The sequence below is a fragment of the Anabaena sp. 54 genome (assembly GCF_017355725.1).
GTDB lineage: Bacteria > Cyanobacteriota > Cyanobacteriia > Cyanobacteriales > Nostocaceae > Dolichospermum > Dolichospermum heterosporum.
In genome coordinates, this window is record NZ_JAAVWA010000017.1 from 15,096 (window position 1) to 31,276 (window position 16,181).

The 16,181-nt window shown below is 41.6% G+C and carries 12 protein-coding genes and 1 other RNA gene; 11 read left to right on the forward strand and 2 right to left on the reverse strand.

Annotation, left to right across the window (positions count from 1 at the left end; all coding sequences use genetic code 11):
- Positions 1-110 precede the first annotated feature (110 nt).
- The gene (locus tag HEQ36_RS15775) at positions 111-299 is read left to right on the forward strand and encodes a hypothetical protein (RefSeq protein WP_053538417.1); all 189 of its coding nucleotides are present in this window, start codon (positions 111-113) and stop codon (positions 297-299) included.
- 398 nt (positions 300-697) lie between these two features.
- Positions 698-3,298, forward strand: a complete 2,601-nt coding sequence (mutS, locus tag HEQ36_RS15780) for a DNA mismatch repair protein MutS (RefSeq protein WP_168466579.1) — start codon at positions 698-700, stop codon at positions 3,296-3,298.
- Positions 3,299-3,401: 103 nt separating this feature from the next.
- Here mutS and HEQ36_RS15785 read toward each other — a convergent pair whose 3' ends face one another.
- On the reverse strand, positions 3,402-3,860 hold the full coding sequence (locus HEQ36_RS15785) for a DUF29 domain-containing protein (RefSeq protein ID WP_053538416.1): 459 nt from the start codon (positions 3,858-3,860) through the stop codon (positions 3,402-3,404).
- 220 nt (positions 3,861-4,080) lie between these two features.
- On the reverse strand, positions 4,081-4,404 hold the full coding sequence (locus HEQ36_RS15790) for a hypothetical protein (protein ID WP_053538415.1): 324 nt from the start codon (positions 4,402-4,404) through the stop codon (positions 4,081-4,083).
- 433 nt (positions 4,405-4,837) lie between these two features.
- Here HEQ36_RS15790 and HEQ36_RS15795 point away from each other — a divergent pair, with 433 nt between their 5' ends.
- The 9 genes from HEQ36_RS15795 (at position 4,838) to HEQ36_RS15835 (ending at position 16,169) form a co-directional block, all read left to right on the forward strand.
- Complete coding sequence (locus HEQ36_RS15795) at positions 4,838-5,326, forward strand: pentapeptide repeat-containing protein (RefSeq protein WP_039205198.1); 489 nt, start codon at positions 4,838-4,840, stop codon at positions 5,324-5,326.
- A complete protein-coding gene (locus HEQ36_RS15800; RefSeq protein WP_168637128.1) occupies positions 5,317-6,477 on the forward strand; it encodes a 5-(carboxyamino)imidazole ribonucleotide synthase in 1,161 nt (386 codons plus the stop codon). The genes HEQ36_RS15795 and HEQ36_RS15800 overlap by 10 nt, the downstream gene beginning before the upstream one ends.
- Before the next feature lie 39 nt (positions 6,478-6,516).
- Positions 6,517-6,701, forward strand: a non-coding RNA gene (gene ssrS / locus HEQ36_RS15805) — 6S RNA.
- 597 nt (positions 6,702-7,298) lie between these two features.
- The gene (rimP, locus tag HEQ36_RS15810; protein WP_168637129.1) at positions 7,299-7,760 is read left to right on the forward strand and encodes a ribosome maturation factor RimP; all 462 of its coding nucleotides are present in this window, start codon (positions 7,299-7,301) and stop codon (positions 7,758-7,760) included.
- A gap of 254 nt (positions 7,761-8,014) precedes the next feature.
- Positions 8,015-9,292, forward strand: coding sequence for a transcription termination factor NusA (nusA, locus tag HEQ36_RS15815; RefSeq protein ID WP_174763439.1), 1,278 nt, complete (start codon positions 8,015-8,017; stop codon positions 9,290-9,292).
- A gap of 169 nt (positions 9,293-9,461) precedes the next feature.
- Complete coding sequence (locus HEQ36_RS15820; RefSeq protein WP_053538412.1) at positions 9,462-9,731, forward strand: YlxR family protein; 270 nt, start codon at positions 9,462-9,464, stop codon at positions 9,729-9,731.
- Between the two features lie 441 nt (positions 9,732-10,172).
- Positions 10,173-13,262, forward strand: a complete 3,090-nt coding sequence (gene infB, locus HEQ36_RS15825; protein ID WP_168637254.1) for a translation initiation factor IF-2 — start codon at positions 10,173-10,175, stop codon at positions 13,260-13,262.
- A gap of 512 nt (positions 13,263-13,774) precedes the next feature.
- Positions 13,775-14,023: a hypothetical protein gene (locus HEQ36_RS15830; RefSeq protein WP_039205187.1), complete on the forward strand. Its 249-nt coding sequence runs from the start codon at positions 13,775-13,777 to the stop codon at positions 14,021-14,023.
- 490 nt (positions 14,024-14,513) lie between these two features.
- On the forward strand, positions 14,514-16,169 hold the full coding sequence (locus tag HEQ36_RS15835) for a DUF1565 domain-containing protein (RefSeq protein WP_168637130.1): 1,656 nt from the start codon (positions 14,514-14,516) through the stop codon (positions 16,167-16,169).
- The last annotated feature ends 12 nt before the right edge of the window (positions 16,170-16,181 follow it).

A 16,181-nucleotide genomic window follows, 5' to 3' on the forward strand; every position in this document is an offset into this window, starting at 1 on the left:
CAACAAGAAGTAGATAAGGATTTAAACGCCTGTTGTCTCTATTTTCAACAAGTGCTTTAAATGCCATTATGCGATGTCTTAATTTTTAATTATTTTTAGGAGGACTCACAATGCGTAAATTATTTCTGACATTGACCATACCACTCTTCACTATGGCAATTGCACCTGCTATCTTTAATGCACCTGCACAAGCTGAAACAAAAACTTTTAATAGACCACGTACTCGCAGTGTTGATTTAGACTGGTGTTTGACTTGGGATGCTAATTGTGGTGAACCAGCAGCTAAAGCTTTTTGTTGATCTAAAGGCTTTAAACTAGCTACAGATTATGACAAGACTAGTAGAAAAGTCACAAGACCAATACGTGATAATTTTTGTAAAATAGGAGTTAACAGTGATCATTATGATGGTTTTAGCTTCATAGAATGCTCGAATACTGATGATAATTAGAAAAAAACTAGCTTAAATATCTGTGATCGCATTTCCATAATTCTATTATTGTGTGCGATCGCATTTCCATAACTCGATTATTGTATGCGATCACATTTTTACCACAATAACAGCAACAATGGCTGGATCAACCAGTAACCCTAACTAAAAATAAATAAACCTTAAGCGATCGCACCCTATCCCCCACATCAAGCTATGATCGAATAGAGTGCCAAAAATCTGTTGCCAATAAATTCTCAGCATCTACCATGACGACTTCCACACCAGAACCCAATCAACCCAACACATCACTTACTGATACAAATCTGGTAGAAGACCGCAGTAAGCTGAGTAAGATGTATCAGCATTATGTAGAAGTGAAAGATAAATATCCTCATGCGTTGCTGCTGTACAGAGTTGGTGATTTTTTTGAAACTTTTTTTCAAGACGCTGTAACCGTCTCCAGGGAATTAGAATTAGTTTTAACCAGTAAACATGGTGGTGAAGTCGGTCGCGTTGCCATGACAGGTGTACCTCATCACGCTTGGGAACGCTACACAACTCAACTAGTGGAAAAAGGTTATGCAGTGGTAATTTGCGACCAAGTAGAAGACTCTGCTGATGCCATTGGTTTGGTCAAGCGAGAAGTAACGCGCATCCTCACTCCAGGGACATTATTAGAAGAGGGGATGCTCAAAGCCAGTCGGAATAACTACATAGCGGCTGTGGTAATTGCTGTCAATCATTGGGGTTTAGCCTACGCAGATATATCAACAGGAGAATTTCTCACATCTCAAGGTAGTGATTTAGAACACCTGACTCAAGAGTTAATGCGGTTGCAACCTTCAGAAGTCCTGTTTCCCACCAACGCCCCCGATTTAGGTAGTTTACTGCGCCCTGGGGAAACCTCCCCATCTCTTCCCCAATGTTTACCACCATCATTTTGCTATAGTTTGCGATCGCAAGTCCCCTTTTCCCAAGCAGAAGCTAGAAGTAAATTATTGCAGAAATTCAAAGTGCGATCGCTCGAAGGTTTAGGTTGTGAACATTTACCCCTCGCAGTTCGCGCTGCTGGTGGTCTTTTAGAATACATCGAAGACACACAAAAAGCCCATCCTGTCTCCCTGCAATTATTACGCACCTATACCTTAACTGATTATTTAATCGTCGATCATCAAACCCGTCGTAACCTAGAAATTACCCAAACCGTCCGCGATGGTACATTTCACGGTTCTCTATTATGGGCTTTAGATAGAACTAGCACCGCAATGGGTAGCCGAGCTTTAAGAAGATGGTTGTTACAACCGCTACTGGAGATTAAAGGGATTAAATCCCGCCAAGATACCATCCAAGAATTAGTAGAAAATACGCCCTTACGTCAAGACCTGCGGCAGTTATTAAGACAAATTTATGATTTAGAGCGGTTAACAGTCAGAGCCGCCTCTGGTAGAGCAAATGCCAGGGATTTAGTCGCCTTAGCTGATTCTTTCTCCCGTTTACCCGAATTATCTCGCTTAGTTGCCGATGCCCGTTCCCCGTTCTTAAAAGCTTTGCAAAAAGTCCCACCCATCCTCGAAGAACTAGCAGAAAAATTACACGCTCACATCGTAGAATCACCACCGACTCATCTCAAAGAAGGTGGTTTAATTCGGGCGGGGATGAATCCGTTGTTGGATGAAAGAAAAGCCACTGTGGAAAGTGATCAACAATGGATTGCCAACTTAGAAGTTGATGAAAGAGCCAGAACAGGAATCCCCACTTTGAAGGTAGGATTTAATAAAACTTTTGGTTATTATATCAGTATTTCCCGCAGTAAATCCGACCAAGTTCCCGATAATTACATTCGTAGACAAACTTTAACAAATGAGGAACGTTACATCACTCCTGATTTAAAAGAACGAGAAGCACGCATCCTCACAGCGCGAGATGATTTAAATCAGTTGGAATATCAGATTTTTGAAGCATTACGCAATGAAGTGGGTTCTCAAGATGAAATCATTCGGAATATTGCCCGTGCAGTAGCCGCGTCGGATGTATTATGTGGTTTGGCGGAATTAGCTGTCCATCAAGGTTACTGTCGTCCTGAGATGGTTACGGGTCGGGAAATTGACGTAATTGATGGTCGTCACCCAGTGGTAGAACAGTCTTTACCTGCTGGTTTTTTTGTCCCTAATTCGACTTGCTTAGGGGGGAAGGAAATGAACCACGAAGGAGCGAAGGAAGCGAAGGAAGAGGAAAAGAAGAATTTATCTTCCCCTGATTTAGTGATTTTAACCGGTCCAAATGCGAGTGGTAAGAGTTGTTATTTGCGTCAAGTTGGTTTAATTCAGTTAATGGCGCAGGTGGGTAGTTTTGTGCCGGCGCGGTCTGCTAAATTGGGAGTGTGCGATCGCATTTTTACCCGTGTTGGTGCGGTGGATGACTTGGCTACTGGTCAATCTACATTTATGGTGGAAATGAATGAAACTGCCAATATCCTCAATCATGCAACGGCAAAATCTTTGGTTTTGTTAGATGAAATTGGTCGCGGAACAGCAACTTTTGATGGTTTATCAATTGCTTGGGCTGTAGCAGAATATTTAGCAGTTGAGATTAAATCGCGGACGATTTTTGCTACCCACTATCATGAGTTAAATGAATTAGCTACAATTGTTTCCAATGTCGCAAATTATCAAGTTACAGTTAAAGAATTACCAGACCAAATCATCTTTTTACATCAAGTTCAACCCGGTGGCGCTGATAAGTCCTACGGAATAGAAGCCGGAAGATTAGCAGGTTTACCGACAGTGGTAATTCAACGGGCAAAACAGGTGATGGGACAAATCGAAAAACACAGTAAAATAGCCATGGGATTGCGTGAAGGACTTTAATATGAGGCTTCTTCGTCTAATGAAGTACAAAATTATCTGCGTTCATCTGTGTTTATCCTCTTCCATCTGCGGTTAATTCTTTCTTCATTGACTTATAGAAAAATTATCCTTCCCAATCTTGAAGAGTATCGCACAGAAAATTATCAGCAATTATATCATCAAATAAATAGGGGCAATCTTCAGGAAAAGTTCTTAATGGTAAATTAGTTTCTCGTAAGGCTAAATCAACTCCTGTTTCAAAAGCATCTAACATAGCTTCTGTTATCCGAGATTTTAAACTAGGGTTTTGTCTGAGATGTCTTTGAATAGCACGACGTTGTTCTCTAATTGTGAGAAACCAACTGCGAGAACGTTGTTCAGGTTGATATTCCCATTTCAATAAATGACCAATTAACACACCCAAACGACTTATCAATTCTCGATATTCATGTCTTCCCAAAGATTGAATTTCCTCTTGCAAATGTTGCCAGTCTAATTCTACAACTAGCTTTTGTTCTAAAGCTTTTGCTTGTTGTTGTGTCCAAGCATAGAAGTCTTGATTATACAAGGAAAAGTTATCCATATTCAGCGAATTTCATTTTCATTTTTAATGATATTTTAATCATATAACTTACAAAATAAGTCAGCAGTCAGAAATTTTTCAAAAAAGGGGCGTTGCTGATTAAGAGTATGAATTTTAGTCTCACGCAAAGGCGCAAAGGCGCAAAGACGCACTGAGGTTTGAGTTTTAGGTCAATGGATTAATCTTAATATCTTAATTTTTAATTTTCATCTGCAAAACTCTAAATATCCTCTGGTTCAAATTGTGCCACTGTGACAGCATTAAACGCAAAAGATAACACTAAAGGAATCGGACATTTCCACAAAAAAGTATAAATCACTGCTAAAATAGTGGTGGATATGGCAGCAAAAGCCCAGTAAATTTCCTGATTGGTTAAGCCGTTTTCTTCTTTAATTACTCTTAACACATTCATGGGAATTGGTTCTGGCATCACTCCCCCCGGAGGAAACGCCCAATAATTACCACGTCTCTCGACAAATAAATCTGTCCAGCCATTTTCTAAGCACCACGCTTCAATCCATTGAATAGAGTAATGATTTATCATATAAATACCAATTTTGTATTATTGATGTATGCTGTTCGTCAATTTTAATAATTTCAAGATTCTTAGTCAGATATAGCAGCAGTCAATAAGTAAAAGATTTCTACTGGATAATTTTTCCCATAAACTTTTTACCTTATTTAAGTACATACTCGCTATAACCGTTGCTGATGATATTCAATTTCATGTCAACATTTAAATGGTTATCAAATATTTTTAGGCATCAAAAACCCCGCCCCCACGGCTACCTCTACGATCCATACATTATCAGTTTTTTTCACTACTAGACTTTAAAAGATAAAAAACTTTACTTGTCATCAAATTTAATGAATTATTGTAAACAGTAATTGGAAAAAGGAGTAATTGCCATTAACCTTCATGCAACGCCCGAATTATCAACTGTTAACTATTCATCACTAATTGGGACTCATTAACTATGTTTTGGCAAAAAGGCTTAGGATGGATTTTGGGAATTATGCTTTGGTTCATCCCACAAACAGCATTGGCAGACTGGACACATCCTTTATCATATAGTAATGCAGAGTTGTCAAGACAAGACTTTTCAGGACAAAGTTTACAAGCTGCGGAATTTTCTAACGCTAACTTGGAAATGGCTAACTTTACAGGTGCGGATTTGCGAGGAACAGTTTTCAGTGCTTCAGTCATGACAAAGGCAAATTTGCATGGAGCAGATTTAACCAATGCGATGATGAATGAGGTAAAATTAATAGGTGCTGATTTAAGTAATGCCGTTTTAATCGAAGCTCTTTTACTCCGCACTGTCTTTACAGATGTTAATATCACAGGTGCAGACTTTACAGACGCAATTTTAGACAAAGCGCAAATTAAAGAGCTATGTCAAAAAGCCAGCGGTGTAAATTCTCAGACCGGTGTAGAAACTCGTGAGTCCTTAGGATGTCAATAAAACTTGGTATAATCGGTGGTGGACAACTGGCTTGGATGATGAAAGATACAGCAAATAAGCTGGGAGTAGAATTAATAGTCCAAACTCCTAATGCAAATGATCCAGCCGTATCTATTGCCCAAGATAGTGTTTTTGCCGCAGTTGATGATGCCGCAGCCACAGAAATTTTAGCAACAAAGTGTGATATCGTTACCTTTGAAAACGAGTTTGTGGATCTTGCTGCTTTATCACTACTAGAAAAACAGGGTGTCTGTTTTCGTCCGACCTTAGCAGCTTTAGCACCTCTGTTAGATAAATATGAACAACGGTGCTATTTACGGGATTTAGGTTTGCCAGTTCCTCAGTTTTTAGCATTATCAGGGGAAAAAGCGGTAGAATCTCAGATTGAAAACTTGGGATTTCCGGTGGTTCTCAAAGCGCGAAGACATGGATATGATGGTCAAGGAACTTTTATCATTCCCGATTTTCCGACCTTATCAAAAATAGTTAATCAAAGTCGTACCCAGTTTTTAGTCGAAGAATTTGTACCTTTTACCAAAGAACTGGCGATAATTGCAGCCCGTTCTGTAAATGGGGAAATTATCATCTATCCAGCGGTAGAAACTCGCCAAGAAGAACAGGTTTGTCGGTGGGTAATTGCCCCAGCTAAAATCACCCAAGAGCAAAATTTAGAAATTGAAGCGATCGCCCATAAACTATTAACTAGCCTTCAATATGTAGGAGTCTGTGGCATTGAACTATTTCTCACCGCCGCGGGTAAAATTCTAATTAATGAAATAGCACCACGCACCCATAACTCTGGACATTTTTCCCTGGATGCTTGTGAAACTTCCCAATTTGAACTACATCTGAGAGCGGTGTGTGGTTTACCATTAACCAATACTAGATTACGTTGTGCTAGTGCTGTGATGGTTAATCTGCTAGGATATGAAAGCAGCCATAGCGACTATCAGAAACAACGTCAACAACTTGCCGCTATTCCCAAAGCTACTGTCCACTGGTACGGCAAAACAGAAGCTCGTCCAGGACGTAAACTAGGGCATATCACCGTTCTCCTGGAGCAAGATACTCTGGATGAAGCCAAAGACACCATACACAAAATTGAATCCATCTGGTATCCCCCAGCAAAAATTTGCCAAAATTTTCCCTAAATAAATACACAAACTATTTTTCAAAGCTATAATGAGTTAGTTGCACTACGACGATTGGTGACTGCCATCAAGTTTTTTGATCTATGTCTTTAACAACAAGGGAGCTAAACAATTCTCGTGGCAGTATACCGGGCTTGTACCCGGAAACTTTAAATGAGAACCCTCAGTTCCCACCTGGTTTAACCAGGTCATAAACTTAGGTAAAACGGCGTTGTGGTGAACTAAAAATTTTAGCTTAAATAGTAGAAGCCTCTCACCTACGCTATAGGAAGGTGATGAGATGAATACGCATAAGTGACTTTATTGACCAACAAGCAAAATTGAGTATCGTAAGGAGCAGGGTAAGGGAGGTAGGGGAGGTAGGGGAGGTAGGGGAGGTAGGGGAGGTAGGGGAGGTAGGGGAGGTAGGGGAGGTAGGGGAGGTAGGGGAGGTAGGGGAGGTAGGGGAGGTAGGGAAGAAGATTTTTCGGTTCTTCGGTTATTTTTATGGAAAACCTGGTTCAAAATCATTGAAAGCCCTATTATGTAGGCATTTCATTGAAAACATGGAAATAATTGTTTATAACCCTTGTCCCGTAAGGGTTTTGTTATCATCAATCCTCAATCACCATAAAAGAGACGCAAGAGCCGATTTTTCCTAATCACCAATTACCCATTCCCAATTACTCATTCCCAATTTTTTCAAGTCTGTCATGACTAACTGAAGAAATAGGCTACACTCATTTTAGGGGCGAACTAATGCAGTTCGTCACAGTACTTCTTGGAAGATATCCCTGTCGCAGGAAGTGGGTTGAAGCCCACTTTTTTTATTGAATTCTCCCATGACTCATCCTTTAATACCACAAATTATTGATTTGGCGACACCAGTAGCCACAGAACTAGGATTGGAAGTTGTTAGTATAGTTTTTCATACGAACCAAAGCCCCCCAGTCTTGCGAGTAGATATCTTTAATCCTCTACAGGACATTGGCCTGAATGATTGTGAAAGGATGAGCCGTGCCTTAGAAGCGTCATTAGATGCGGGAGAGATCATTCCAGACGCTTATGTATTGGAAGTATCCAGTCCTGGTATTTCGCGGCAACTGGTAACAGACAGGGAGTTTATTTCCTTCAAAGGATTTCCTGTAGTTATTTCCACTTCCCCACCCTACGAACAACAGCAAGATTGGATAGGTCTATTGGTGCGTCGGGATGAAACCACAGTTTACCTTAATCAAAAAGGTCGTGTAATCAAAATCCCGCGTGACCTCATTACCAAAGTACAAATAGATGAGCGTAAGTAGGTGAACACAATAAAACCAAGGTGTGTAAAGAAAAGTAAAATCGCCCAAAGCTTCTTCACTCTTGCCTCTTGCCCTCCCATAACGACAATTTTCAATGCTAACCTACTTAGCTAATCAATTTTAGATTTTAGACTTTGGATTAGGGACTGGTAACTGGTAATTGGTAAGGAGTAATTGGTAGTGAAAAAACAATTACTTCTCACTAGTTATCTAATTGTGCTGACTAGCTTACATAAAATTTTAGGAGATTGCGTATGTCAATGGTGACTTTATCTGGATTAAAAGAGCTAATTGAAAGTATTAGCAAAGAACGAAATTTGCCGCGTTTGGCTGTACAAGCGGCTATTAGAGAAGCCTTAATTAAGGGTTACGAACGTTATCGTCGCGCCCAAAATTTAGAACGCAGACAATTTGATGAAGAGTATTTTAATAATTTTGAAGTAGAATTGGATATAGAGGGTGAGGGATTTCGGGTTCTTTCCACCAAAACTATTGTTGATGCAGTTAGTAATACTGATCATCAAATTTCCTTAGATGAGGTACAGCAAGTAGCCCCTGAAGCTCAACTGGGAGATTCTGTGGTATTGGATGTCACCCCAGATCAGGGTGAATTTGGGCGCATGGCAGCCATGCAAACTAAGCAAGTATTGGCGCAAAAGTTGCGAGATCAACAACGTCAAATGGTGCAAGAAGAGTTTCAAGACTTAGAAGGCACGGTTTTACAAGCTAGAGTATTGCGATTTGAACGTCAGTCTGTGATTTTGGCTGTGAGTAGTGGATTTGGACAATCAGAGGTAGACGCGGAGTTACCCAAGCGAGAACAGTTACCCAATGATAACTATCGTGCTAATGCAACTTTTAAGGTATATCTGAAAAAAGTTTCCCAAGGACAGCAACGGGGTCCACAGTTGATGGTATCGCGTGCTGATGCAGGTTTAGTAGTTTATCTATTCGCCAATGAAGTCCCAGAAATTGAAGATGAGGTAGTGCGGATTGTGGCTGTAGCCAGAGAGGCTAATCCTCCTTCTCGTTATGTGGGACCCCGGACAAAAATTGCTGTTGATACCTTAGATCGGGATGTAGACCCCGTTGGCGCTTGTATTGGTGCGAGGGGATCACGAATCCAGGTAGTAGTTAATGAATTACGTGGTGAAAAAATAGATGTGATTCGCTGGTCTCCAGATCCAGCTACCTATATTGCTAATGCCTTAAGTCCAGCACGGGTAGATGAAGTTAGACTGATGGACCCAGAAAGTCGCCAAACTCATGTGTTAGTTGCGGAAGATCAACTGAGTTTGGCTATTGGTAAAGAAGGGCAAAATGTGCGGTTAGCAGCCCGTCTCACTGGTTGGAAAATTGATATTAAAGATCAGGCTAAATATGACCAGGAAGCTGAAGATATTAAATTTGCAGCGGTGAGAGCGCAAAATCAACCACGAAATGATGAGGATGATAGGTCTGACCGAGAATATGAAATGGCAGAAGAATTAGAATTGGATGAGGATAGATTCAACAATAGGGAGGAAGATTAATTCCCCAAATTTGCCTGCAATAATTTGAGAAAGTAAGGGAAGCAGGGAGCAGGGAGCAGGGAGCAGGGAGCAGGGAGCAGGGGGAATATTTCTTCCCAATGACAACTGACATTAAAAAATACATTGTTTAGTATCAGGAAGATATCTAGCTGAATCTGGCAAAAGACTGATGAAACCGAACTATCGGCGTTGTATTAGTTGTCGTCAAGTCAACTTGAAACAAGAGTTTTGGCGGATTGTCCGCGTCTTTCCATCTGGAAAGGTACAATTAGATCAGGGCATGGGGCGTTCTGCCTATATCTGTCCGCAAGAGAGTTGCCTGCAACTAGCTCAGAAAAAAAATAGACTAGGAAGATCGCTGCATGGGACAGTGCCAGACACAGTGTATCAAGCATTGTGGCAACGTCTAAATCACGGCGATCGCCAAAATCGGATTTAATGGTAACAACTAAAATTGCGATAACCTCTAAAGATATTATGACAAAAGCCGAACTATTCACGCTCTGATCATAACCTTTAGTATCGCTCAAGTTAGTGCCAAAATAGTAAATGGATGTAACTAGCTTTCTCGATCTCCTTTTTTTGGACAAGACGCAAGGCATTACTCCCAAAAAGTTTTTTTTTGATTGTATTGTGGAAGACTCACAAATCAGCAAAACAAAAGAACCAAAAATGGCAACCTGGTAGCGTCAAATCGCAGTTCTGCATCAACCATCATTCCTGGTGGAGATGTCAGTATTAACCCGAAACATCTCTCTTTCCTAACTGGAGGCACCGGCAATATCACCAAGGGCAACCGAAAAAACAGTGATCAAAGGGTGGAGATGTCACAAACCAGGCAACCATCCATTAAAACTGTAAATTAAAGGGGAAAGAGTGGATGAACAACGGAAAAGTTAGAATCTATGACTTATCAAAGGAATTGAATTTGGACAATAAAGAGCTACTAGCAATTTGCGATCAGCTCGATATTGCGGTCAAAAGCCATAGCAGTACGATTTCCGAATCGGAAGCTGAACAAATTCGTAGCGCCGCCGAAAAAGTGGCTGCCGCGAATTTAGTCTCCAAAAAGGAACAGGGTAAAAACGGCCATAAACCAAATTCATCCCCAAACCGTTCCAGTGCCAATCACAAACAGCAAATTCTAGAAATTCGCAAACCGAAAATATTGAGAAACACTACTACCAACTCACCAGATACTTCAGTTGCTACTGACGCTACTGAGGCTAATAGTCCTTCACCTCCACGGCCTTTCGCTACACCTGTCTCATCTATGAAGCCGACGGCACCAACTCGACCAGTTCCCCGGAATCAATCCGAGACTCCGCTCAAACCTAATCCTACCCAACCGGAACAGGCATCTAATCCTCAACCGGTGGCGGAAAAGGTAGTAGGGGAAAAATCAGAGAAGATATCTACTCCTAGACCTAAACCAGAGAAACCGCAAAAACCCCAATTGGTTTCTCCCCCTGCCAGAGTAGATGGCACAAAATCGCCAGATACACCAGTAGTCGGAACATCGGAAAAACCTCTGCTCAAACGCGATCGCACCCAGCGGGTCGAGGAAGACAGGCAACCAGTTAGAAGTAAGGTTAATAAGCCCTCATCTGACCAAAGTTCACCATCTGCACCACCTAAACCTAGTCGGGCTAATTCAGCAGCCCCGACAAGACCAGAACAGCGCAGTGGCAGGCCATCCGTTGGCGGTGATATTCAACGTCCTAGACCCGCACGTCCCGGTGAACCAGCAGCCATTCCCACGGCAACTCCACCCAGGCATAATGCCGGCAGCGCAAAAAAAGAATCATTGGATGAAACACCAATTGTTCCCGATCTCCTTGATTTAAAACGCCCTACACCCCCGCGTTTAAACAAAGGTGGGAAGAAATGGCAAGAAGAAGAAATCATTGACGAAATCAAAGAAAAGGCTAAGTTGGGACCTAAGGGCAAACGGGTCAAACCAATCTTAGAAGATGATTTACTCGATGAGGATGATTTAGATGAAAACGGTCTAGAAATTTCCACAACCGTCCAAGCTAGTCTCTCTATTGCCCGTCCACCCAAACCTAAAGGGACTCGTGCTGGTGCGCCAACTGTAGCTGTTGTAGCTGCTCCTACCACCAGAGGTAAGAAATCTAGTTCTTCCCGCGACCACAATCGTCGTCAAGAAAATATCGAGCAAAAACCAGATCGTCCAGCCACACTAGCTGTCACTGGTCCATTAACAGTCCAAGAGTTAGCTGATGCCTTAGTAATTGCCGATACAGAGATTGTCAAAATCCTGTTTATGAAAGGCATGGCTGTCAGTATCACCCAAAATTTGGATATTCCGACCATTACCCTAGTCGCCAAAGAACTAGAAGTAGAAGTCGAAATCGTCGAACGAGAAGCTGAAGCCCGGAAAGTCACAGAAATGATTGACGTGGCTGACTTGGATCATCTCATTCGTCGTCCTCCAGTTGTCACCATCATGGGTCACGTAGACCACGGTAAAACCACTCTCCTCGACTCAATTCGCAAAACCAAAGTTGCTTCTGGGGAAGCAGGCGGTATTACCCAACATATCGGCGCATATCATGTTGATATCGTCCATGAAGGTAAACCACAGCAGATTGTTTTCCTCGATACTCCTGGTCACGAAGCCTTCACCGCGATGCGTGCCAGAGGAGCTAGGGTGACAGATATTGCCGTTTTAGTCGTAGCTGCTGATGACGGTGTTCGTCCCCAAACCATCGAAGCTATTAGCCACGCTAAAGCCGCCGATGTTCCCATTGTTGTTGCCATCAACAAGATTGATAAAGAAGGCGCACAACCAGAACGGGTTAAACAGGAACTCACCAATTACGGTCTCACCGCTGAAGATTGGGGTGGTGAAACCATCATGGTTCCCGTTAGTGCCATTAAGGGCGAAAATCTCGATACCCTCCTAGAAATGATTATGTTGGTGTCGGAAGTAGCCGAACTATCCGCTAATCCAGATCGGGTCGCAAAAGGAACAGTCATTGAGGCTCATTTGGATAAGGCGAAAGGTGCAGTTGCTACCTTGCTGATTCAAAACGGTACTCTCCACGTTGGAGATATGCTGGTCGCTGGTTCAGCCTTCGGTAAAGTCCGAGCGATGGTAAATGATCGCGGTAAGCGTGTAGATATCGCTAGTCCATCCTTTGCTGTGGAAGTATTGGGTTTAAGTGATGTCCCTGCTGCTGGTGATGATTTCGAGGTTTATGAAAACGAAAAAGAAGCTCGTTCTATAGCCAGCGATCGCGCCGATAAGCAACGTCAGTCTCGATTGTTACAAGGTCGTGTCACCCTCACTACCCTGTCAGCACAAGCACAAGAAGGCGAGTTAAAAGAACTCAACCTCATCCTCAAAGGCGACGTACAAGGTTCTGTGGAAGCCATTATCGGCTCTCTGCGCCAAATTCCGCAAAACGAAGTCCAAATTCGGATGCTCCTAGCTACCGCTGGAGAAATCACCGAAACAGACATAGACTTAGCTGCTGCCAGTAACGCTGTGATCATTGGTTTCAACACCACCTACGCCAGTGGAGCTAGACAGGCTGCGGATGAAGCAGGTGTAGATGTTCGAGAATATAACATCATCTACAAACTCTTGGAAGATATCCAAGGTGCTTTAGAAGGTCTACTCGAACCAGAATTGGTGGAAGAACCTTTAGGACAAACAGAAGTTCGTGCTGTCTTCCCAGTTGGTCGTGGTGCTGTTGCCGGTTGTTATGTGCAATCTGGTAAACTCGTTCGCAACTGTAAAGTGCGCGTCCGTCGTCACAATAAGGTAGTTTATGAAGGTGTCCTCGATTCCCTCAAACGGATGAAAGAAGATGCCCGTGAAGTCAACGCAGGTTATGAATGTGGTATCGGCATTGATAAGTTCCATGACTGGGTGGAAAATGACATCATTGAATCCTACCAATTGGTAACTAAACGTCGGACTTTAACTATGACTAAGTAGTGACGTGCATCCAGCGTTGAGTGCTGAGTTGATGAGTGTTGAATTGAGACTGTTTCGAGTTCAACACTCAAATAATGTAAAATCAGCACTCCGCTTAAAAGGAGTTAGGAATTAATGAACCACGTTCGTGTCCCGTAGGGATAGAAACAAAAAACACGAAGGCAGAAGAAAGAAGGAAGAAATAGGTAAAATCCTGTTTGGGTCGGAGTTTCATTATCTATTGATGTCTTAACCCCCTGGGTTTGCTATAAATTTTAAAAAAATTCCCTGTTTAATTGAAAACAAGTTGTTTTAGAAATTTCTCGCAGAAAACTCTGCATTTAGTGATGAATGCGACAGAATTTTCAGGTATAAAACCATTATCTTGAAAACAGATTAAACAAAAATTTTCAATTTTAGGTTTGGGTAACTAGATTTACGTCTTTCCCGGGAATGTGAAATAAATTATCAATCTGAAATCTAAAATCCCAAATTGTCTAAATCTGGAAGTGAACAACAAGGAATGAGGAATTATGGCTCAATTTCCAACTTCTAGCAACTACGCGCATAGTACCGATAGCAAAGGCTATGTCAATGGTGAGCGTATAAATCATCAATTATCTGCTAATACTCAATTTTGGCATAACCTGAAATACGTGATTTCTGCTAGTTCTGGTTTTCAAAGATGGCAATTAGAATGTAACGCTCAATTACAAAGTTTACGTCTAGATCAGCAAGTACAAATGTATTTAAGAGAGACTTTAGAAACTTTAGCTTATTAACCCTTTGACAAAACAAATATTTACCAATTGCTTTAAGCAAGGACTTTGGGGATAAGAAATCTTATCCTCAATTTTTATGTATAACAGAGAACAACAATAATAATTGGAGTTTAGACTAAGGGAACACCAAAAAATAAATTACCCAATTTTGTGGGATGGACATACTATGGCTAACGCCACGCTACGCTATCGACAAGCTCAGCACAAGTCCTGCCCGTCCTTGATGATTAGCGGGCTTTTCGTCCCGCACCACAAGAAATTTTTGGGTATTTTTTTAATTGGAAGTCCTTAAGTTTGTTACTCGTCCTACCATACCACATGATGTCTAGATATGTCTAGTATGTCATGGTAAATTGCGTTCTATATTCTCTCTAGAGAACTCTACAAAAAGAAATTTTCAATGTCATTATATAAGTTTTGCAGATGAATATCTGTTACACTGCACTCTTGTGAAAGTACCATCATTAAAAGCACATAATTCAGTAAAAAAATGAAAAATCAGGGTTTTCACATTTCTCGTTTGTCTTTACAGACCAGTCTCACCGCTTTGTTATTAGTTGCTGGTAGTTCTACTCTCATACTTAGTCAACTTAAAGCTGGTGCGTCCCCAACTTTAACAGCCCAAGTACCAGCTAGTGGGACTGTCATTTACGTTAACTCTGTCACTGGAAAAGATGCTTCTGGTAATGGAACTACAGAAGCCCCCTATAAAACTATCACTTTTGCCCTTTCTAAAGCTACAGCCGGGACGGTTGTTCAGGTTGCTCCTGGAAACTATAGTAAAGATAGTGGTGAAACATTCCCCCTTGTTCTCAATTCTGGAGTCACGCTTCAAGGTAATGAATCCAACAAAGGTGAAGGAATCGTCATTATCGGTGGTGGCTATTACACTAGTCGCACTTTTGCTAGACAGGATATTACCCTGTTAGCGAATAATGGCACTATCATTACAGGTTTAACTTTTACCAACCCCAATTCACGGGGAACGGCTGTATGGGTAGAATCCAGTAACCCTGCAATCAAAAATAGTACCTTTATTAACAGCATCCGAGAAGGGATTTTTGTGACAGGTACGGGAAATCCCCAAATTGAAAATAACATCTTTTTGAAAAATAAGGGGAATGGAATTTCCGTAGCTAAATCGGCTCAAGGTGTGATTCGTGGCAATTTGTTTCAAGATACTGGTTTTGGTGTAGCGATTGGTGGTAGTTCCACACCTTTATTAGAAAGTAACAATATCACCCAAAATACAGACGGTCTTTTTATCTCGGAAACTGCAAAACCCATACTCCGTAAAAATGCCATTCGCAGTAATAAACGAGATGGCATTGTCGCTACTATTAGTGCAGTTCCTGACTTGGGTACGAGTGAAAATCCTGGTGGTAACCTCATCCGTGATAATGCCCGTTATGACGTGAACAATGCCACTAAAGCTGGCAAAATTGTCGCTATTGGTAACGATATCAACGAGAAGCGGATTTTTGGTGCTGTGGATTTTGTCGCGGCTAAGGTGACTACACCTCCCGATAACAATACTGGGAATACTGGAAATACTGGAAATACTGCTTTTAAAGATGTGCAAACAGGTTATTGGGCAAAAGCTTACATTGAAGCCTTAGCTTCTCAAAATATTATCGCTGGTTTTCCAGATGGTAGTTTTAAACCCAATGAACCTGTAACTCGCGCTCAATTTGCTGCCATTATCAATAAGGCTTTTAAACCTTCAGCAACACGCAAAGGCATTACTTTTAACGATGTCAAAAGCAATTATTGGGCTTATAGCGCCATTCAAACAGCTTCTAGTAGTCCGTTCCTGTCTGGTTATCCTGATTTAACCTTTAAACCAGAACAACAAATTCCTAGAGTGCAAGCAATAGTTGCTTTAGCTAATGGTTTGGGTTTAACTGCGAATACTCAGACTGTGATTAACTTCTATACTGATGCTAGTCAAATTCCCAGTTATGCAGTTAGTCCAGTAGCAGCCGCAACTTCACGGCAATTAGTCATTAACTATCCTACTGTTAAAGAGCTTGCACCTCAGCGTCAAGCAACTAGAGCCGAGATTGCGGCTTTTGTCTATCAAGCCCTAGTTAATGCTGGTCGTGTTCAACCCATTAATTCTCCATATTTGGTAACTGGTAAGTAGGTAGAGGCAGAG